Genomic DNA, 19,519 nt, shown 5'->3' with positions numbered 1-19,519 from the left:
GTCGCTTCCGGCGCGGCCTGCGGTGCGTTAACGTCGACAAGTTCTTCGCCACGAACGGGGGAAGCCGGTGAGAATCCGGCGCTGGCCCGCAACCGTGAGCGGCCCCGCGAGGGACCGCGAGCCGGATCGCCCGTCGTGGTCCGATCGATGCGAGGTACATCTGACATGCGGTTCGTGCACGCGCGGCACTGGGGGCGAGTCCTCGCCGGCTGCGCTCTTCTCGTCGCTACCGGTCTCGGCGGTGCTTCTTCCGCCTCGGCCACCACGCCCGGCAAGGGCACCGACGGCTACTGCCAGGACGACAACGGCGTCACGGTGATCGTCGACTTCCAGGGGCTTGGCGGGGAAACCCTCATCCGGTGCGCGCCGGGCAAGCAGGAAAACGGCGTCACCGCACTGCAAAACGCCGGCTTCGAAATCACCGGCGCGGGCAAATACGGCCTGGCCGTGATGTGCAAGATCGAGAGCAAGCCCGCGGATCAGACCTGCACCGGCATGCCGCCGGAGAAGGCGTCGTGGAGCTTCTGGACCGCCACCAACGGCGGCAAATGGCAGTCGGCGCAGGTCGGTGCGCAGAGCTGGAAGCCGCCCGCCGGAGCGTTCGAGGGCTGGTCGTTCGCGATCGGCAAGTCCTACACCGAGTATCCGCCGCCGCGCACCGAGCCGGTGCGCAAGGCCAACGCGCCCGCGCAGGCTCCGGCGTCCACTTCGGACAGCGGGTTCTCGTGGGGACTGGTGATCGGCATCGTGGTCGTCGTGCTGCTCGTGGTGGCCGGGACGGTCGTCGCGGTGCGCCGCAGGCGTGCTGGGCAGTAGTCCGCGAGCGCTCCATCCCGGCGCGTGGTGGGTGTGGGCGCTCGCGCTCGCCGTCGCCGCGAGCCGGACTACGAATCCGGTGCTGCTCGCTCTGGTGATCGCGGTGGCCGGGTTCGTCGTGGTGCTCCGCCGCGGCGACGCGCCGTGGGCGCTGGCGTTCCGGATGTACGCCTGGATCGCCGCGGTGATCCTGGCATCGCGCGTGCTGTTCCGGATCCTGATCGGCGGCGAGGACGGCGGCCACATCCTGTTCACGCTGCCGACCATCCCGTTGCCGAGCGTCGCGGCCGGCATTCAGCTCCTCGGCCCCACCTCGGCCGAGGAGCTGCTCGGCGGGCTTTACGACGGGCTCCGGCTGGCGACGATCGTGCTCTGCGTCGGCGCCGCGAACGCGTTGGCGAACCCGAAACGCCTGCTCAAGGCGGTACCCGGGGCGCTGTATGAGGTGGGGACGGCGGTGACCGTCGCGCTGTCGGTGGCCCCGCAGCTCGTCGAGAGCGTGCAGCGGGTGCGTCGGGCGCGGCGGCTGCGCTCCGGGAAGACGCGTGGCTTCCGGTTCGTGAAGGGGATTTTCGTGCCGGTGCTCGCCGACGCCATGGACCGGTCGCTGCAACTCGCGGCGGCCATGGATTCGCGCGGCTACGGGCGGCGCGGCTACCTCTCCCCGCGCGTCCGGATGCTGATCGCGACCTGCGTGCTGGCCGGTTTGGTGGGTGTCGCGGTCGGGGTTTACGGCGTGCTCGACGGGTCCGCGTCGTGGCTCGGCGTGCCGATGCTCATCGCCGGTCTGGTGCTGGCCGCCGCCGGATTCGTCCTCGGCGGACGGCAGATCCGGCGCACGACCTACCGGCCCGACCCGTGGCGGCTGCCGGAAACGCTGGTCGCGCTGTGCGGCGTCGCGACCGCCGTGCTCGTGCTGCTCGCCGACCCGGTTTCGCTCACCACCCCGGCCAGCCCGCTGACCTGGCCGGAGCTGCCGCTGCTGCCGGCCGTCGCGGTGCTGATCAGTGTGCTGCCCGCTTGGTTCGCGCCGCGTCCGGCGCTGGTGTCGGAGGTCGCCCGATGATCGAGTTTTCGCACGTCAGCGTCACGTACGACGGGGCGGACCGGCCGGTGCTCCGGGACGTCGACCTCACGATCGAGGAGGGCGAACTCTGCCTTGTCGCCGGCCGTACCGGGGTCGGCAAGTCGACCTTGCTCGGTGCGGTCAACGGCTTGGTCCCGCATTTCACCGGCGGCACGCTGGCCGGCCGGGTCAAGGTCGGCGGGCTCGACACCGCGACGCATCCGCCGCGCGAACTGGCGTCGGTCGTCGGCGTGGTCGGACAGGATCCGCTGGCCGGTTTCGTCACCGACACCGTCGAGGAAGAACTCGCGTACGCGATGGAGCAGCTCGCTGTCGCGCCGGACGTGATGCGCAAACGCGTCGAGGAAACCCTTGATCTGCTGGGCATCGCTGAACTCCGCGACCGTCCACTTCGGACGCTCTCCGGCGGGCAGCAGCAACGCGTCGCGATCGGCGCGGTGCTCACGGCGCACCCGAGCGTGCTGGTGCTGGACGAACCGACGTCAGCGCTCGACCCGACCGCGGCCGAGGAAGTCCTGGCCGCGATCACGCGTCTGGTGCACGACCTGGGCACGACGGTCGTCGTCGCCGAGCACCGGATGGAACGCGTCGCGCAGTACGCCGACCGCCTGCTCTACCTACCCGGCGACGGCACCGTCGTCTCCGGGCAGCCCGCGGAGGTGTTCGCCGAGACCGATGTCGCGCCGCCGATCGTCGAACTGGGCCGGCTCGCGGGTTGGTCGCCGCTGCCGCTGTCGGTTCGCGACGCGCGTCGGCTCGCCCGCCCGCTGAGGGAACGCCTGGCCGAGCGTCGCCCTGCTGCGGCGGCACAAAGCTCTGGCGAAGCGATCCTCACCGCGCGGGGCGTGCGGGTTCGGTACGGCAACGTGAACGCGGTGCGGGGCGTTGACCTGCGGCTGGACCGCGGCGAGGTCGTCGCGCTGATGGGTCGGAACGGCTCCGGCAAGTCCTCGCTGCTGTGGGCGTTGCAGGGCAGCGGACCCCGCTCCGACGGCACGGTCGACGTCCTCGGCGCGGACCCGAAGACGCTCCGGTCTCGGGCCGCCCGCACGCGCGTCGGGCTGGTTCCGCAAACCCCGTCTGACCTGTTGTATCTCGATTCGGTCGAAGCGGAATGCCGCCAAGCTGACGTCGAATCGGAGGTCACCGCGGGCACCGCGCGGAAGCTCCTCGACCGCCTCGTTCCGGGCATCGAAGACGACACCAACCCGCGTGACCTGTCGGAAGGCCAGCGACTCGCCTTGGTCCTGGCCGTTCAGCTCGCCGCCGCCCCGCCGGTCGTGCTGCTGGACGAGCCGACCCGCGGCCTGGACTACCCGGCGAAACGGCACTTCGCGACCATCCTCGCCGACCTGGCCGCTGAGGGACACGCGGTGCTGCTGGCCACCCACGACGTCGAGTTCGTCGCCTCCGCCGCGCACCGCGTCGTGGTCCTCGCCGAGGGCGAAGTGGTCGCCGACGGCCCGACCGCGGACGTCGTCGTGGCCTCGCCCGCCTTCGCTCCACAGGTGGCGAAGATCCTCGCGCCGGAGCCGTGGCTGACCGTGGACGCGGTGGCGAAGGCGTTGGCGTGACCGATTTCCTGGGCCCAGCCGTCCGCATCCGGCACCGCACGGCGCTGGTGCTGACGGTGGCCGTCGTGGTCGGACTGGCGATGTTCTGCTGGCCGCTGCTGGCCCGCAGCACCGTCGGCACCTCCGCGCACGTGACCGACGCGCCGTTCGTCTTCCTCGTGACGCTGCCGGTGCTGATCCTGATCGTGCTGGCGGAACTGTCCAGCGGCGGACTCGACGCGAAGGCGCTCGCGCTGCTCGGCGTGCTGTCCGCGGTGAACGCCGCGCTGCGTCCGCTCGGCGCGGGCACCGGCGGGATCGAGCTGGTTTTCTTCCTGCTCGTGCTGGCCGGGCGGGTCTTCGGGCCGGGCTTCGGATTCGTCCTCGGCTCGACGTCGCTGTTCGCGTCCGCGCTGCTGACCGGCGGCGTCGGGCCGTGGCTGCCGTTCCAGATGCTGGCGTCGTCGCTGGTCGGGCTGGGTGCCGGGCTCCTGCCGCGCCGAGTGAAGGGCCGGTGGGAGATCGCGCTGCTGGCGCTCTACGGAGTGGTCGCCGCGTACTTCTACGGCCTCGCGATGAGCCTGTTCACCTGGCCGTTCCTGGCGGGCCACACCGCGCTGGACTTCGTCCCGGGCGGACCGCTCGGCGAGAACCTGCACCGGTTCCTGGTGTTCACCGTGCTGACGTCCACGTTGGGCTGGGACACCGGCCGCGCGCTCACGAACCTGGTCGCGATCCTCGTGCTGGGCCCGGCGATCCTGACCGTGCTGCGCCGGGCCGCACGACGAGCGGCGTTCACCTGAGCCGCTGGCCGACCTTGTCCAGGACCTCGACGAACTGAGCCATCCCGGCCGCGTTGGGGAAGTGCGAGGTGTCGATGTCGTGCACCTCGAACTGATTGCCGGGAGTGCGCGCGTCGGCCTCGGCGATCATCCGGTCCTGGAGGGCGAGCGGCACCAGGTGGTCTTGGAGATGCCGGACGTAGCACCTACGGACGCGCCCCCACCGCTCCGGCGTGCCGCGCGAGTCGGTGGCGCCGCGGCCGATGATGTCGTCCGGAGCCATCGCGTTGAGCAGGGCGTAGAACTCGCCGTCGGTGGCGTCCGCGCAGAGCGCTGCCTTCGCCGCCGTCAGCGCCTCCGCCGAGGAAGAACGCCAGTTGAAGCGCATCGCGCCGATCACCGCCGGGTCGGCTGCGATGAACCCGAGCATCGCCCCGACCTGCGACGACGCGGCTTCAGGCGTGGCCAGGTACTCCTCCGGCGTCGGCAGCTCGACGCAGCAGAACGCGGCGTCGTAGATCAGCGCCGACACCAGCTCCGGAACCTCTTCGGCGACGAGCGTGACCAGCGCGCCGCCGATGCTCGACCCGACCAGCACGACCGGGCCCAGCTTCGCCGCCCGGCGGACAACGTCCACAGTGGTCGCGACCTGGTCAGCCACGGTCACGCCGGCCAACTCCGACGGTTCGGTGGCGAACGCGTCGAGATCCTGCGGTGCCTGGTACGACAGCCGGAACTGCTGTTCGGGCTGCGGCACCCCCACCCCGCGATACCCGCGCAGCACGAGTTCCGGCGGGGCGGCGGACACGCCGTTGGCGCCGGCGGCGAAGACGAACGTCGAAGTCATGCCGCACAGTCAAGCGATCCGCCCGGCCGCGCACAGCGGGGAAAAGGTGATCAGGCCCGCAACTAAAGTCAGGAGTACGAGTAGAAGCCGCGGCCGGTCTTCTTGCCGAGCAGCCCGGCGTCGACCATGCGCAGCAGCAGCGGCGGCGACGAGTACAGCGGCTCCTTGAACTCCGCGTACATCGAGTCCGCGATGGCCTTGATGGTGTCGAGGCCGATCAGGTCGGACAGCCGCAGCGGACCCATCGGGTGCGCCGTGCCCAGCTCCATGCCGCGGTCGATGTCCTCGGCCGAGGCGAAGCCCGATTCGATCATCCGGATCGCCGACAGCAGATACGGCACGAGCAGCGAGTTCACGATGAACCCGGCCCGGTCCTGCGACCGGATCACCGTCTTGCCCAGCGCGCCGGTGGCGTGCTCCTCGGCCCGGCGAGCGGTCTCCTCGCTGGTCAGCAGCGACGGGACCAGTTCGACCAGCGGCAGCACCGGCACCGGGTTGAAGAAGTGGATGCCGACGACCTGCTGCGGACGGCCGGTGGCCATGCCGAGCTTCATGATCGGGATCGACGACGTGTTGGACGCGAACACCGCGTCCTCGCGCTCGACGATCTTGTCCAGTGCCCGGAACACGTCGACCTTGGCCTGTTCCTGTTCCAGGATGGCCTCGACGACGAGATCGCGGTCGGCGAACTCGGCGATGTCCGTGGTGAAGCGCAGCCGTCCGAGCGCCGCCTCGGCGTCCTCGGCGGCCAGCTTGCCGTTGCGGACGCCGCGCTGCAGCGACTTCTCGATGCGCGCCTTGCCCGCGTCGAGGGCGGGCTGGTTCACCTCGGTGACCAGCACGTCCAACCCGGACCTGGCGTGCACCTCGGCGATGCCGGAGCCCATGAGCCCGGCCCCGACCACACCTACTCGTGCGATGTCGCTCACCCGTCCCACTCCTTCACCTCATCGGCGTGCCGAGAAAACGGGCAGCACACAACGCACGAGGGCGTCTCGGACCTTGGTCCGATTCCGCCCTCGCGTGTCGTGTGCCTGCGTCAACGGCGGTACTCGTCGTACCCGTCGTCGTACGGGTCCTCGTACCGCTTGTCGTCCTCGTGGTTGTCCGAGGAACTACTCGACAGCTCGCGCTGCAAAGCATCGAAGTCGGTTTCGTGGGAGCTGTATTTGAGCTCGCGCGCCACCTTCGTCTGCTTGGCCTTAGCCCGGCCGCGCCCCATGGCTCGACCCCCTCGCACAGGGGCGGGGCGGCCGGGGGAATCGGCGGCCCCGCATCGTCTCGACAGTTCTTTCCTGCTGACACCGTACCGTGTCCCGGGGGTTGGATGCGACGTGGCACGGTGTGCTCGTCGCGACAGTGTCCGCCGGACGCCGGTTACCGGCACGTCGATGCCGATCGGTGCTGGTCGGCGTGCCACGATGCTCGGGTGCTCCGACCCTTCGTGGCCTATCTGCGGGTGTACGAACCTCTGCGCGCGCTGGGCGATCCCCCCGCGCAACAGCTGGTCGAGGCCGTTTCCGCGGGCGGGCTCAGCCGGATCGGGATCGGCGAACGCGAACAGCGGATGTGGCTCAAGTCACAGGCGGCCGCGCCGGTTCGGCTGCTGCCCGCGCAGCTGCGCGACGGACGGCCCGCGCCGAGCCTCGTCACCGACGTGCTCGTGCTCGACCCGGCCGACGTCCCCGCCGGCCACACCGCCGAGGGCCCGTTCGCGTGCCCGCTCGAACTGCGCGCCCGCTCCGCCGCGGCGTTGAGCACCTTCCTCGCCGACGCCGAGCCCGCGTTGCGGATCGCGGTCCTCGACGCGGGCGGCGTCACCGCGGACAAGGCCCGCGCGCAGACCAAGGCCGCGATGACCGACCTCACCGCCACCGCCGCGCACACCCTCACCACCACCTGGACCGTCCCGCTGCCCTGGTTCTCGCTGGTCGATCCGGACGAACGCAAGCTCGTGCTCGGCAGCGGCCCGGACGACCCGGTGCGGGAGGCGTCCTGGCGCACCCCGATGTCCGCCGCGCTCCGCCGGGCGTCCGAGGCGGGCGAGCTGATCGAGACGACCTTCGGCGACTCCGGCCCCGGCCGGGTGCTGTCGCAGACCCGGCAGTGGCTGGAGAGCTTCGACCCGGACTCGGTCGTCGAACTGGACTACGGCGGTCTCGTGCAACTGTTCGCCGACTCGCTGCTCGACGCCGACTCCACCGCGGAGGAGGTCCACGACATCCTCGACGCGCTGCGCACCGGGAACGTCGAGGAGCTGGCCGAGCTGTTTTCGCAGCTGCGCGAGTTCTGGGGCGACCTCGCGGCTAAGGAACACTCCAACTGACCCGCAGCTCGCCCTGAGGTGTGCCGCCGCCGAGCACCGGCGGGTGAGCCAGATCGGACAGCTCGTCCGGGGTCTCGATGCCCAGGCGCGCGAGCACGGCCATGGCCAGCGGCGCCAACGCCCGCTTGTTGCCGTCCGCGATCTTGATCGCGCACGCGGTGCCGTCGCCCAGCGTGAACGCCAGGACACCTTCCGCGCCGCTCTTCGACAGCAGCCCAGGCACGGCCTGCATCAGCCGGGTGTCCTCCCGCCCGGTGCCCGCGACCAGCCACGGGTGCGCACGCATCGCGTCCGCGACTCGGCGTTCGTCGGTACCCGGTTCGGCCTGCGCGAGCCGGCCGAACGACCGCGCGAGGCCGGTCGGCGAGAACGCGAACAGCGGCGCGCTGCAGCCGTCGACGCCGACCGCGGCGATGGCTTCGCCGGTCAGCTCCTCGACCGTCTTCGCGAGCTGGACCTGCAACGGATGGTCCGGCAGCTGGTAGCCCTCGGTCGGCCAGCCGTTCGCGACGCAGGTGGCGAGCATCGCGGCGTGCTTGCCGGAGCAGTTCATGGTGATCTTCCGCGGCTCGTCGGCCGCGCGCCGGGCGTCCTCGCCGATCGGCAGCTCGGCCGGGCAGGCCAGCGCCGCCGGATCGAGCCCGGCGCCGGACAGCATCGCGGCGACGCGCTCGACATGTCCGGTTTCGCCGGAATGCGAGGCGCAGCCCAGCGCCAGGTCCGCGCCGTCGTAGCCGAGACCGGCGCGGAGCATCCCGACGCCCTGCAGTGGCTTGTTCGCCGACCGGGGGAAGAACGGGCTGGTCACGTCGCCCGCGGAGAACCGGACGGTGCCGTCGGGCGCGGTGACGACGAGACATCCGTGGTGAACGCTCTCGACGAAACCGTTCCGGACGACCTCGACGAGAATCGGCTGGCCGGTCATTCCTCGACGCGCCCCAGTTCGCTGTCCAGCAACTGGTCCACAGTGGCCGCTCCGCTGCTGTAGCGCCCGGCGATCTCGGCGTTGAGCGTGTCCATCACGCCCTGGACCTGGCGGCGGAAGGAGGACACGGAGGCTTCCTCGGCCGCGTACGTGTCCAGCGCGGCGGCGAGCTTGTCGTCCGACAGCGAGCCGACGTCGGTGAGCCCGGTGTCGCCGATCAGCGCCTCCGCGTGCCTGCGGTGCTCGCCCGCGCGGGACGGTTCGAGCTGCTGGTGCCTGCCGGAACCGGCGGCCGGGCCGAGCGCGTTGTCGGCGAGGATGGACGCGAGCCGGTCGACGATGCTTTCCCCGCCGGACGAGCGACGCTCCTGTTCGGCGCGCACGATGTCGATGCGGGCGTGCAGGAGCCGGCGCAGGTAGGACAGGTCTGTCTCTTCCTGCGCGGCCTCGTCGCGCCGCTCGCGCAGCACCGGGAGCGGCAAGTCGCCTAATCCGGTGAGATATCCCGGGCCGAGGACGCGGTCGATCCGTCGCCGCCCGCCGGGACGCACTTCGATCACGGGCACATCCTGCTCCACATTCGGCGACGACGCTACCGTCGAGTTCACTTCAGCCCCGCAGTCTCTGCGCTGCTTCCCGTCCGGGCGCCGCGTGCTCGCCCGGCACCGAGTCCGGATCGACAGTGGCCTGGACCACTCGGTCCTCGTCGCCTGCCAGCAGCTCCGCCCCGCCCGGCACCGAGCGTTTGACCAGCGCCAGCGCGATCGGCCCGAGTTCGTGGTGCTGCGCGACCGTGCCGATCCGGCCGACGACGCGCTCGCCGAGCTTCACCGGGTCGCCGGTCTCCGGCGTGATCTCCGGCGAACCGTCGAGGTGCAGCAGCGCGAGATACCGCGGCGGGCGGCCGACGTTGTGCACCTTCGAGACGGTTTCCTGGCCGCGGTAGCAGCCCTTCGCGACGTGCGCGGCCGAGCCGATCCAGCCGACCTCGTGCGGGATCGTCCGTTCGTCGGTGTCGACACCGAGCCGCGGATGCCGCGATTCCACGCGCAGCGCGTCGAACGTCCAGGAGCCAGCAGGACGCGCGCCCGCGTCGGTGAGCCGTTGCCACCATTGAGTGAGCTGAGCGCGCGGCACCACGAGATCCGCGCCCGCTCGCGTCGGCCACGGCATCCGGCGGGCGAAACCGCCTTCGGGCAACGCGGCCACCGAATACGGCTCGGTGCCGAGCTCGATGCCGAGCACGCTGTCGGTCTCCGGGCCGAGCACGGAAAGAACGGCGAGTTCTTCGGTCACGTCGCGAATCTCGACCTTGGACCAGAATTTCATCGCTTCGAGGTACTCGCGCAGGGTTTGCTTGCCGCCCTTGGGCAACGCGCTCGTGACGAGTGGGCCGGGGTCGCTGTCGAGGTACACCGTCTCGCCGGCGTGCGCGAGCACGAAATGGGTGTCGACGTGGCCCTGGCTGTCGAGGACGAGCGCTTCGGTGCCGGTGTTCGCGGCGAGTTCGGTGACGTGTTGCGAGATCACCAAATGCAGCCAGGACAAGCGTTCCTCGCCGGTGACAGCGAGGATTTCTCGGTGCGAGCGGTCGATGACGACTACTCCTCGGGCGGCGGTGCGCTGCTCGGCGAACGGATCGCCCCAGTGCCACGGAACTCCGGCTTCCGGGTGGCCCTCGGGCGCGGCGACCGCGCGGGGGATTTCGAGCAGCGGCGAGCTGTACGGCATAGCCCTAAGGGTAAGTGAGTACCTTGAGGGGATGCGCGTTCTCGCCTTCCTCGACGGTTCACTGGCCGACCCCGAAGCCGCTCACCTCCGGGTGGACGACCTCGGCCTGCTGCGCGGAGACGGGGTGTTCGAAACGATCCTCGTGGCAGTGAAAAAGCCGCGGGAAATGCGTCCGCACCTCGACCGGCTCGCCCGTTCCGCGGCGATGCTGGACCTGCCTGCCCCGGACCTCGAGGGCTTCGCCCGAGCCGCGCAGGCAGTCGTCGACGCGTGGCAGGGCGGCCCGGAGATCGCACTGAAACTCGTGTACACGCGGGGTGTCGACGGCGATCCGGAAGGCAAGCCGACAGCGTTCGCGATGGGCCTGGAGGTCGAGGAGAAGGTCCTGCGGGCGCGCACCGAAGGCGTTTCGGTGGTGACCCTGGAACGCGGTTTCGGCCCCGAACTAGCCGAGCGCGCCCCGTGGCTTTTGCTCGGCGCGAAAACGGTTTCCTACGCGATGAACATGGCCGCCCTGCGCGAGGCGACCCGTCGCGGAGCCCAAGATGTGATCTTCACCGCTACCGATGATTCGGTGCTCGAAGGCCCGACGTCGACGGTCGTCCTGGCGAAGGAGCGGACGCTCTACACCCCGCCGTCCACTGTTGGCATCCTGCCAGGAACGACGCAGTACGCATTGTTCCGCGGCGCGGAGAAGGCGGGCTGGTCGGTGAAGGTGGAGCCGCTGTCGGTGGAGGACTTGCTGCGAGGGGACGGCGTGTTCCTCACGTCGTCGGTGCGGAAGGTGACCCGGGTGCACACCCTGAACGGGACGGTATTGCCGGATTCGACGGGGTTGCACGGGGAGCTGGTGGCGGCTTACGAGAGCGAGTACTGAGAGCCTGGTGAGCGGCTGTGCCGGTGCTAACCGGCGCAGCCATTCACGACCCGCTGATCAGCACCACCGACGGTGTGACCCCCTCCGCTCGATATGCGCTGATCTTGTGGTGCCCGTCCACCAGCAATGGCCGCGTACCGGACAAAACCACCGCCACCGGCCGGTGTCCCGAGCGGATTGCCGTGCGGTAGTACGTGACCCGGGCATCGTCGTCGGCCGGCCAGTCGCTTGCCGGGATCAGATCCACCGCCTCGAAGCGTTGCGGGCCGCTGACCCGGTACTGGCCGTCGACAAGCAACGCCAGCAGTTCGCGGAGGGTTTCCGCCAGCGGGAGGCGCACCTGACCGGTCGCGAGCGCGATGCGCAGCGACTGCGGCAGCTCCGCCCGTCCTCCGGTGTTCAGCTCCAGGAAACCCGCGCCGCCGGTGATCGTTACCCGTTCCACGCTCACAAGGACGCTTGGAACCGCACCGAGGTTCCGGGGCGTGCTTGAGCGAGTGCTCCGAGTGACTCCCGTCTCACGACCGCGATCACCGGATAACCGCCCGTGGTCGGGTGATCGGCGAGGAAGACCAGCGGCAATCCGTTCGGCGGGACCTGAATCGCGCCGGTCAGCACGCCCTCGCTCGGCAACTCCGAAGTGGACACTCGACGTAGCGGCGGCCCGTCCAGGCGGACCCCCACTCGGTTGGATTCCTCAGTAACCGTCCACTGTGCGTTGAGTGCGCTCGCCGCGTCGGCGAACCAGTCGTCGCGCGGGCCAAGCAAAACTCGCACCGTCAAGTCGGGCGGCGCGGGCGAGGCGGCGACCACGTCCGCACCGGACGGGACACCGGTGACAGGGCCGAGCGGGACCGTAGTGCCAGCTTCCAGCGGCGACGGGCCGAGTCCAGATAGGACATCAGTCGACCGGCTTCCCAACACCGGCGCCACCGCGATGCCGCCGGACACCGTCAGGTAGCAGCGCAGACCGGTAGCAGGTCGGCCGATCGTCAGTTCTTGGCCTGGCCGCAACGGAATCGGCGTGTGCGAGCCGGTTTCCCGTCCGTCCACGGACACCTCGACCGGCGGTCCGGTCACTGCGGCGGTGCACGAAGCGGTCGCCCGGACGGTGAACCCGCCCAGCAGGGTTTCGATCCCGGCGGCGTCCTCGGGATTGCCGACCAGTCGGTTGCCGAGCCGTAGCGCGGCGACGTCAAGAGCACCCGACGGTGGGACGCCCAGATGTGCGTAACCAGGACGGCCGAGGTCTTGCACCAAAGCCAGCGAACCGGGCGAGACGATCTCCAGCGCGCGCATCACACGCTCCGGAACCGCACCCGGAGACCGGGCGTGAACAGCGCCGGTTGCTCGGCGGAAGGATCGAAAAGCGTCGCCTCGGTGTGCCCGATCAACCGCCAGCCACCAGGGGATTCCCGGGGATAGACGCCGGTGTACTCGTCGGCGATAGCCACCGAGCCAGCGGGGACGCGGGTGCGCGGCGAGCTGAGCCGCGGCTGCTGGAGTTCAGCGGGAAGCCCGGCGAGATAACCGAAACCGGGCGCGAAACCCGTGAACGCGACCGTGTAGACCGCGCTGGTGTGGAGAGCGATGGCCTCGTCCACGCTGAGCCCTGCGTCCTCAGCGACCAGCGCGAGGTCCTCGCCGGAGTACTGCACGTCCAAAACGACTTCGCGGCCGTCCCCGGCAGGCGGATGGTCCAGATCGGCCGAAGCCAGCAAGGAACGCGCGGCTTCCAGCGCCCCCGTGGACGCGACCACGAGCAGGGTGCGGGCCCCGGGCACGATCTCCTCGACGCCGTCGAGCGCGGCTTCGGTGAGGGTCGCCCGGGCCGCGCTCATCTCCTCGAGCGAGGCGCAGTCGAGCAGGGCGGCGTGTTCGCCGTACCGCCGCCAGCGCACGGCGTCTCCCGGAGCCTCAGCCCACCACGCGGCGCAGCAGCGCGGAGGCGTGCGGCTGCATTTCCTGGCCGACCATCGCGCGCTCCTCGACGTACCCGAGGTCGCCGTTCACCAGGCCGTACAGCCGCTGCGCACCGGTGACCTCCTTGGCCGTCGCGGTGCGGATGACCGCGTCGGTGCCGAGCTCCCAGGACGTCTGGCTGCGCGGCTTGCCGTAGTACAGCTCGACGATGCCGGAGCTGTGCGTGAGCAGCAGCTCGATGGTGTCGTCCTCCTGCGGCCGCCAGAACCCGGTTTCGCGGGCGGCGGGCCGCAGCACGCTGCCGTCCTCGTTCAGCAGCCACGAGCGCGCCTCGTGGAACAGGAACGGGCGGCCGTCGTGGGAGACGGTCAGCTGCTGGGCGAACTTGATCGGCCCGTCGATCGTCGGGTAGTCGATCTCGCCCTCGCCGCGCCAGACGCCGACGAGCGGCAGCAGAGCGAGGCACGCGTCGTTCAGGTTCGGGCCCTCGCGCAGGTTCGCCGTGTCGTTCGGGATCGGCAGGTCGTCCCACAACGGCAGGTTGCGGTCGCGCGTGCTGGCGGCCCGCTCCTCGGCTGCTGCGATGGCTTCGTCGCCACTCGTCATGCTGATCAGCGCTGGTCGGCGTACAGCCGGTAGACGACGTAGACCGCGAACCACACGGTGGCGATGCCCGCGATGATCAACAGGGTCGTAAACAAGGTCTCCACAGCGAGGACAATAGTCCGCCCCGGCTCATCTAGCGCTGCGCAGGGTCGCGGCGGTGAGGACGGTCACCGCCAGCAGCGCCGAGCCAGCCACCGCCATCGCGGTCCGCAGCCCGGTCGTGAGCGTGCTCCCGTGATCGAGAAGCGCCCCGAGCGCGGCCACGCCGAGCGCCATCCCGACCTGTCGCGCGGCGTTCACCGTGCCGGCCGCGGTGCCCGTGCGCTGCACCGGAAGCCCGGCGAGACCGACGACGTTCGTCGGGGTGATGCTCAGGCCGAGCCCGACGCCGGACAGCGTCAGCGGCACGCTGAGCAGCCAATACGGACTCGTCGGGGCAGCCAGCAGGAAGGCGAAACTTCCCGCCGCGGTGATGGCGAGACCGATCGGCAGCACGCGTTCCGCGGTGAACCGGCCGGCGAACCGTCCGGAGAAGAACGCGAGAACAGCGTTGGCGACGACGTACGGCAGCATCTGCACCCCTGTCGTCGAGGCGGTGCTGCCCCACGCCTGCTGCAGGTACACAGCGATCAGCACCGGCAGCGGGTAGCAGGCAAAACCGAGGACGAACGAGGTGAAGATCGAAGCGGCGAACCGGAATTTGCCGAACAGCCGGATCGGCAGCATCGGATGCGGGGCGCGCAGCTCCACGACGATGAACGCGACCAGGCCCAGCGCGCCGACCATGGCGACCACCGCGTCGGACGCGATCACGGCGTAGGTGAACGCCCCGATCCACAACGCGCCCAGCAGTTGTCCGAGCAGATCCAGCGCGCCGTGCGCCGGATCGGACGATTCGTCGAGACCCCGGCGACCGGCGAGCACTGCGACGATCCCGATCGGCAGGTTGATCAGGAAGATCGTGGGCCAACCGAGCGCGTCGGTGATCGGTCCGCCGATAAGCGGGCCGATGACCAGCGCGCATCCGGCCACTCCGCCCCACGCCCCCAGCATCCGGGCCCGTTCGCGCGGCTCTGGATACGCGTGCGCCAGGAGCGCGATGCCGCCCGGGATGACCGCCGCGGCCGCTGCGCCTTGCACGACGCGCGCGGCGATGAGAAGCGTGAGCGTCGGGGCGAGGCCGCAGCCCAGCGAAGCGAGCGTGAACACGGCCAGTCCGCCGAGGTAGATCCGCTTGCGGCCGTACCGGTCGCCGAGCGTGCCGCCGGTGAGCATCAACGCGGCGAGCGCGACGGTGTACCCGTCCACAATCCATTGCAGGTCAGTGAATTCAGCGTGCAGTTCGCGCTGAATGGTCGGCAGCGCGACACTCACGACGCTCGCGTCGAGCAACGCCATGAAGCTGCCGAGGAACACGGCGGCGGCCAGCAGCGGGCTCCGCGTAATGGTTTTCGTTTCGGACACACTCGCGAGCTTGGGTCCTCAAGCCGACTTGAGGTCAAGCGTCCCGGACACGAGGAAGGGCCCCTCGGAAACCGAGGGGCCCTCCTGCGGAAAAGCGTTGTCAGGCAACCGAAATGGCCAGCTGGTGCAGGCCAGGGCCTTCCGCGGTGACGTTGGCCTCGCCGTTGCCCGTGCGGTGCAGTGCGCGCACCGTCCAGGAACCCTCGGCCGCGTAAAACCGGAAGTCGCCGTCCGCCGAGGACACGACCTCGCCGGCGAAGTCGCCGCCGCCGTCGAGCAGCCGGACGAACGCGCCGCCGACCGGTCCCTCGGTGCCGGTGACCTTGCCCGCCAGGACAACCTGGCCGTTGGTGTCGAAGTCCGCCGGGGTCGCGACCTGTGCCGGTGCGCTGCAGCCGTCTGCCATCACTTAGCTCCCAACTCGACCGGAACGCCGACCAGCGACCCGTATTCCGTCCACGAACCGTCGTAGTTCTTCACGTCTTCCTGGCCGAGCAGCTCGTGCAGGGCGAACCAGGCGATCGACGAACGCTCGCCGATGCGGCAGTACGCGATGGTCGGCTTGCCCTCGTCGTAGCCCGCCTCGGCGTAGAGGTCCTTGATCTCCTGCTCGGACTTGAAGGTGCCGTCCTCGTTGGCGACCTTCGCCCACGGCACGTTCAGCGCGCCCGGGATGTGACCCGGCACCTGCGACTGCTCCTGCGGCAGGTGCGCCGGGGCGAGCAGCTTGCCGGAGAACTCGTCCGGCGAGCGCACGTCGATGTAGTTCTTCGAGCCGATCGACTGGACGACCTCGTCGCGGAACGCGCGCAGCGACAGGTCCTGCTCCTTGGCCTTGTAGTTGGTGGCCTCGCGCTTGACCTCGTCGGAGTTCAGCTCGCGGCCGTCGAGCTCCCACTTCTTGCGGCCGCCGTCGAGCAGCTGCACGTTCTCGTGGCCGTAGAGCTTGAAGTACCAGTACGCGTAGGCCGCGAACCAGTTGTTGTTGCCGCCGTAGAGGATCACGCGGTCGTCGTTCGAGATGCCCTTCTCCGACAGGAGCTTCTCGAAGCCCTCCTTGTCGACGAAGTCGCGGCGGACGCCGTCCTGGAGGTCGTTGCGCCAGTCGAGCTTCACCGCGCCGCGGATGTGCCCGTTGTCGTAGGCGGTCGTGTCCTCGTCGACCTCGGCGAACACCACGCCCGGGGTGTCCAGGTTTTCCTCGGCCCACTGGGTGGTGACCAGGACGTCTTCTCGGCTCATGGAAGCTGGCTCTCTTTCTTGGTTGGGGTTTACGAGGACGCCCGCGCGGGGCTGAAACGCTTGATCAGCAGGTACATCTGGCACCCGAGGCAGTAGTTGAACGCCGCGTTGAGGAACGCGGCAAAGAGCGCGAACGCGGTCGCGACGACGCCGAGCGGCGTCACTCCGGCCGCGAAGCCGATCGTGCCGACGAGCGCGAACACGAACCCGATCGCCTGCGCGAACCGCAGCGGGGCGGCGTCCTCGCGTTCGGTCGGCGGCCCGAGCCGCGGCGCGATCGCGAGCCGGTACAGCACCGAGTACGGCGCGGGCTTGAGCCCGACGAACGCACCGATCGCGAAGACCACGGTCTGCAGTGCGAGCAACGGCCACCACTGCGTGACCAGCACGACGGCGAGCACCACCGTGGTCACGATCGCGGCGAACCTGGGACCTCGCGGGTCTACGGCCGGTCCGGCGGACATGGGTTCCTCCTGCTCAGTGCGAGGGGAAGGGCGTGCGAGCGCACGCGGCGAAGACGGGCAGAGCTGCGAGACGGCGCGAGACGTGCTTCAGCGCCGACCGGAAAACGGCAGACACAAGCTGCTGCGCACGCGGCAGAAATCGACCGCGCGGCGCTGCGTCAGGAGGGTGATGGGCAGCTCGTCCACAGGGGGAGGGTACCCAGGCTCGCTCGCTCCCGGAACCATGTTCATTCCTTGGGACGAGGTCCGGATCCTGAGAATCAACCGCCGCGGACCGCGGGGCCGGGCGCTTCCCCAATGTGGCATTGGGTGCGTCAGATGCACCGAATGCCGCATTGGGTGCGCTGGACGCACCGAACGCCACATTGGTTGCGCTGGACGGGCCGAACGCCACTTTGGGTGCGTGGGACGCACCGAACGCCACATTGGTTGCGCTGGACGGGCCGAACGCCACTTTGGGTGCGTGGGACGCACCGAACGCCACATTGGGTGCGTTGAATGAGCCAGCGGCGCGCAGCGTCTCCGTTGAGGGCGGCGGCGGGGGCATGGATGGAGCACCCAATGCCACATTGGGGGCGGCTCAGCGATGCGGGAGCGCGGCGCGGCAGCCAGGCGGAGGTCAGCGCGTAGCGGCGGCGAGGTGCGGGCGGAGCGCTTCCAGCAGCTCCGGGCCCTTGGGCACGCCGCCCACGCGCAGCAGTTCCCGGCCTTCCGGGTCCAGCGCGAGCGTGGTCGGCGTGCTGAGCACCGACAATGCCTGCGCGACCTCGGGACGTTCGGTGACGTCCAGGTCGACGTGGTGCAGGCCGTCGGTCTTCTCCGCGAGCGACGAGAGAATCGCCCGCGTGTGCCGGCACGGGGTGCAGAACGTGGTGGAGATCTGCACCAGGGTGACGGCGGATTGCGGATCAAGGGCCTCGGAGACCGGAGCGGGAAGCGTCCGGGTCTGCGCCGCCGGTTTGGCCGCGCGGATCCGGCCGTTGCGGGCGCGCAGGACCAGGCCAGCGGCCGTCGCGACGACCAGCGTCGCCAGCAGCACCCACACTCCGGTCACCGGGATCAGCCTCCGTGGTTGGTGGACAGGTCGGCGAAGTTCACGTCGTGCGCTTCGCCCTTGATGGTCACCGAACCGCTGTCCACGCGGACCGCGGTCGGGGTGACCGACAGCGGCAGCCGGGTCGTCGAAATGCTGGCCCGGAAGTTCGGCAGCAGAGCTTTCTGCACAGCTTCCGGAACGATCGTGGTGCTCTGGTCATTCCCGAACTGCAACCGGTAAGGCACGATCGAGATCGTCTTCTCCTTGAGCTGGATGAGCGCGAAGCAGAAGATCTCCACCTTCTGCCCGGCCACCTGCACGTCGCCGGAGATCCGCACGCCCGCGCTGGTGCCGTCGGCCGGTTCGCCGTCGGCGTTGGTCGGCGTCGGGTCCGGCTGCTTGCCCTGCTCGGTGTCGCCGTACTTCACGTACGCCTGGGTCGACTGCTCGATCTTCAGGTTCTGGATCTTGTTCAGCGGCGAGACCCGGGCGAGGTCGGACGCCTTGATCGTCACCGCACCGGTGAGCTTGCCGATCTTCACCGCCTTGGTGTTGCCGGACGTGAGGTCCGACAGCGGCGCGATGACGTCCTCGAGTTCGGCGCTCACGCGCAGGTCGCGCAGTTCGCTGCCGACCGGCACGCCGTCCGCGGAAACGGTGATGTGACTGTAGTCACCGGAGAGCGCCTGCACGGTGAACGGGAAGCCGTGGATGGTGACCGACGGATCGTCGCTCAGCCCGAGCTGTGCGCGGGCCTTCTGCGAGATCGTGTGCTCGGCGTAGGCCGCCGCTCCGAAATCCGCACCGACCAGCAGGAGCACCAGCACTCCCAGCACGATGAGCCACCGCCGCACGCGCCTGCCGCGGCGGCCGCCGCCGGGGTTAGGGGCCGGTCGGTCGTCCCGGGTCACGGGCCTGCTCGCCATCGCCTCGGTTCTCCTGTTCGGGTGGATTTCGTCGTGGTGCGGGTCACGCTCCGGCCGTTAGACCAGGTGTGATCGATCCAGCACGAGCTAGGTGCCGGGGTGTTCACCCGCTATTCTCACTTAGCACCGACCGACGCCACGTTCGAGGCGACGAATCTGAAGGCGGTGCGGATCATGAGCTTGGACCTGCTGGTGCTGACGGGGGAACTCGACGCTACCTCCGTACTACCTGCGCTGGACCTGCTGCCGCACACCGTACGCGTACGCGAGCCGGAAGTGACGGCCCTTCTCGACGCGGGTCACCGGGACGTCATCCTTCTCGACGCGCGCAGCGACCTCGCGTCCGCGAAGAGCCTGTGTCGTCTGTTGAAGGGCGCGGAGGACGAATCGGGCACGCCGGTCATCGCGGTGGTCGGCGAAGGCGGTCTGGTCGCGGTCAACGCCGAATGGCGCACGGACGACATCCTGCTGCCCACCGCTGGTCCCGCGGAGGTCGATGCACGGCTGCGGCTGGCTACCACTCGCGACGGCATCGGCCTGCAGGCAGACGCCGAACTGCGCGTAGGCGACCTTGTCATTGACGAAGCGACGTACACGGCGAAGCTGCGCCGTCGCACGCTTGAGCTGACGTACAAGGAGTTCGAGCTCCTCAAGTACCTCGCCCAGCACGCTGGTCGCGTGTTCACTCGCGCGCAGCTGCTGCAGGAAGTGTGGGGTTACGACTTCTTCGGCGGCACGCGCACGGTCGATGTCCACGTACGGCGGCTTCGCGCGAAGCTCGGTCCCGAGCACGAGCAGATGATCGGCACCGTGCGAAACGTCGGCTACAAGTTCGAGCGACCGGCGAAGGGTGCGAAGCCGGTTGTCGCCGTTCCGGCCGACGCTTCGGAGCTGACCTCCCGCTGACATTCGCC

Annotated in this window: 23 protein-coding genes and 1 riboswitch; of the genes, 7 read left to right on the top strand and 16 right to left on the bottom strand. The window is 69.8% G+C overall.

Annotated features, from left to right (window positions below; all coding sequences use genetic code 11):
* Positions 1-58: 58 nt before the first annotated feature.
* Positions 59-116: riboswitch (cobalamin riboswitch) on the top strand.
* Between the two features lie 49 nt (positions 117-165).
* From WA670_RS02315 to WA670_RS02300, 4 genes are read left to right on the top strand one after another with little or no spacing between them, the layout of a single operon-like run.
* Positions 166-816 carry a hypothetical protein gene (locus WA670_RS02315; protein WP_037808649.1) on the top strand — a complete coding sequence of 217 codons (651 nt, stop codon included), beginning with the start codon at positions 166-168 and terminating at the stop codon, positions 814-816.
* Positions 803-1,882, top strand: a complete 1,080-nt coding sequence (locus WA670_RS02310; RefSeq protein ID WP_106961381.1) for a CbiQ family ECF transporter T component — start codon at positions 803-805, stop codon at positions 1,880-1,882. Before WA670_RS02315 ends, WA670_RS02310 begins: the two co-directional genes overlap by 14 nt.
* The gene (locus WA670_RS02305) at positions 1,879-3,477 is read left to right on the top strand and encodes an ABC transporter ATP-binding protein (protein ID WP_336156801.1); all 1,599 of its coding nucleotides are present in this window, start codon (positions 1,879-1,881) and stop codon (positions 3,475-3,477) included. Before WA670_RS02310 ends, WA670_RS02305 begins: the two co-directional genes overlap by 4 nt.
* Positions 3,474-4,259, top strand: coding sequence for an ECF transporter S component (locus tag WA670_RS02300; protein WP_037808640.1), 786 nt, complete (start codon positions 3,474-3,476; stop codon positions 4,257-4,259). Before WA670_RS02305 ends, WA670_RS02300 begins: the two co-directional genes overlap by 4 nt.
* On the opposite strand, the gene WA670_RS02295 is transcribed toward WA670_RS02300, so the two are convergent.
* The 3 genes from WA670_RS02295 to WA670_RS02285 form a co-directional block, all read right to left on the bottom strand.
* Complete coding sequence (locus tag WA670_RS02295; RefSeq protein ID WP_336156800.1) at positions 4,252-5,085, bottom strand: alpha/beta hydrolase; 834 nt, start codon at positions 5,083-5,085, stop codon at positions 4,252-4,254. The genes WA670_RS02300 and WA670_RS02295 overlap by 8 nt on opposite strands.
* 68 nt (positions 5,086-5,153) lie before the next feature.
* A complete protein-coding gene (locus WA670_RS02290; RefSeq protein WP_078870267.1) occupies positions 5,154-6,014 on the bottom strand; it encodes a 3-hydroxybutyryl-CoA dehydrogenase in 861 nt (286 codons plus the stop codon).
* A 110-nt stretch (positions 6,015-6,124) separates the two neighbouring features.
* Positions 6,125-6,307 (bottom strand): DUF3073 domain-containing protein, encoded by a 183-nt coding sequence (locus tag WA670_RS02285; RefSeq protein ID WP_037716129.1) that lies wholly within the window; start codon positions 6,305-6,307, stop codon positions 6,125-6,127.
* Between the two features lie 207 nt (positions 6,308-6,514).
* Between WA670_RS02285 and WA670_RS02280 the strand changes: the two genes are divergently transcribed.
* The gene (locus tag WA670_RS02280; RefSeq protein ID WP_238603863.1) at positions 6,515-7,411 is read left to right on the top strand and encodes a hypothetical protein; all 897 of its coding nucleotides are present in this window, start codon (positions 6,515-6,517) and stop codon (positions 7,409-7,411) included.
* Here the strand turns inward: WA670_RS02280 and WA670_RS02275 are convergent.
* The 3 genes from WA670_RS02275 to ygfZ are packed head-to-tail and all read right to left on the bottom strand — an operon-like array spanning position 7,392 to position 10,067.
* Positions 7,392-8,336, bottom strand: a complete 945-nt coding sequence (locus tag WA670_RS02275; RefSeq protein ID WP_134727620.1) for an asparaginase — start codon at positions 8,334-8,336, stop codon at positions 7,392-7,394. The genes WA670_RS02280 and WA670_RS02275 overlap by 20 nt on opposite strands.
* Positions 8,333-8,896, bottom strand: coding sequence for an RsiG family protein (locus WA670_RS02270; protein WP_037809370.1), 564 nt, complete (start codon positions 8,894-8,896; stop codon positions 8,333-8,335). The genes WA670_RS02275 and WA670_RS02270 overlap by 4 nt, the downstream gene beginning before the upstream one ends.
* 49 nt (positions 8,897-8,945) lie before the next feature.
* Positions 8,946-10,067, bottom strand: coding sequence for a CAF17-like 4Fe-4S cluster assembly/insertion protein YgfZ (gene ygfZ / locus WA670_RS02265; protein WP_037808630.1), 1,122 nt, complete (start codon positions 10,065-10,067; stop codon positions 8,946-8,948).
* 31 nt (positions 10,068-10,098) lie between these two features.
* On the opposite strand from ygfZ, the gene WA670_RS02260 reads away from it, so the two are divergent.
* Entirely contained in the window at positions 10,099-10,944 is an 846-nt protein-coding gene (locus WA670_RS02260; protein WP_134727618.1) for an aminodeoxychorismate lyase, read from the top strand.
* 43 nt (positions 10,945-10,987) lie between these two features.
* Here the strand turns inward: WA670_RS02260 and WA670_RS02255 are convergent, their stop codons facing one another.
* From WA670_RS02255 to WA670_RS02210, 10 genes are all read right to left on the bottom strand, one after another.
* A complete protein-coding gene (locus WA670_RS02255; RefSeq protein WP_134662116.1) occupies positions 10,988-11,389 on the bottom strand; it encodes a hypothetical protein in 402 nt (133 codons plus the stop codon).
* A gap of 2 nt (positions 11,390-11,391) precedes the next feature.
* Entirely contained in the window at positions 11,392-12,243 is an 852-nt protein-coding gene (locus tag WA670_RS02250) for a biotin-dependent carboxyltransferase family protein (protein ID WP_134727617.1), read from the bottom strand.
* Positions 12,243-12,845, bottom strand: coding sequence for a 5-oxoprolinase subunit B family protein (locus tag WA670_RS02245; protein WP_134662114.1), 603 nt, complete (start codon positions 12,843-12,845; stop codon positions 12,243-12,245). Before WA670_RS02245 ends, WA670_RS02250 begins: the two co-directional genes overlap by 1 nt.
* 16 nt (positions 12,846-12,861) lie before the next feature.
* Positions 12,862-13,473: an FABP family protein gene (locus WA670_RS02240; protein ID WP_037808622.1), complete on the bottom strand. Its 612-nt coding sequence runs from the start codon at positions 13,471-13,473 to the stop codon at positions 12,862-12,864.
* A gap of 129 nt (positions 13,474-13,602) precedes the next feature.
* A complete protein-coding gene (locus WA670_RS02235; protein WP_134727616.1) occupies positions 13,603-14,937 on the bottom strand; it encodes an MFS transporter in 1,335 nt (444 codons plus the stop codon).
* A gap of 100 nt (positions 14,938-15,037) precedes the next feature.
* Positions 15,038-15,343, bottom strand: a complete 306-nt coding sequence (locus WA670_RS02230; RefSeq protein ID WP_037808620.1) for a DUF1416 domain-containing protein — start codon at positions 15,341-15,343, stop codon at positions 15,038-15,040.
* Entirely contained in the window at positions 15,343-16,179 is an 837-nt protein-coding gene (locus tag WA670_RS02225) for a sulfurtransferase (protein ID WP_134727615.1), read from the bottom strand. The genes WA670_RS02230 and WA670_RS02225 overlap by 1 nt, the downstream gene beginning before the upstream one ends.
* Before the next feature lie 29 nt (positions 16,180-16,208).
* Entirely contained in the window at positions 16,209-16,643 is a 435-nt protein-coding gene (locus WA670_RS02220) for a DUF4395 domain-containing protein (RefSeq protein WP_134727614.1), read from the bottom strand.
* Between the two features lie 619 nt (positions 16,644-17,262).
* On the bottom strand, positions 17,263-17,697 hold the full coding sequence (locus WA670_RS02215; RefSeq protein ID WP_134727613.1) for a TlpA family protein disulfide reductase: 435 nt from the start codon (positions 17,695-17,697) through the stop codon (positions 17,263-17,265).
* A gap of 5 nt (positions 17,698-17,702) precedes the next feature.
* Positions 17,703-18,605, bottom strand: a complete 903-nt coding sequence (locus WA670_RS02210; protein WP_158714415.1) for an LmeA family phospholipid-binding protein — start codon at positions 18,603-18,605, stop codon at positions 17,703-17,705.
* Positions 18,606-18,779: 174 nt separating this feature from the next.
* Between WA670_RS02210 and WA670_RS02205 the strand changes: the two genes are divergently transcribed.
* Positions 18,780-19,511, top strand: coding sequence for a winged helix-turn-helix transcriptional regulator (locus tag WA670_RS02205; protein WP_037809366.1), 732 nt, complete (start codon positions 18,780-18,782; stop codon positions 19,509-19,511).
* The last annotated feature ends 8 nt before the right edge of the window (positions 19,512-19,519 follow it).

The sequence above is a fragment of the Amycolatopsis sp. VC5-11 genome, assembly GCF_037034185.1.
GTDB lineage: Bacteria > Actinomycetota > Actinomycetes > Mycobacteriales > Pseudonocardiaceae > Amycolatopsis > Amycolatopsis nivea.
The sequence above is the reverse complement of the archived record's forward strand: the minus strand, read 5'-3'. Positions and strand labels throughout refer to the sequence as shown.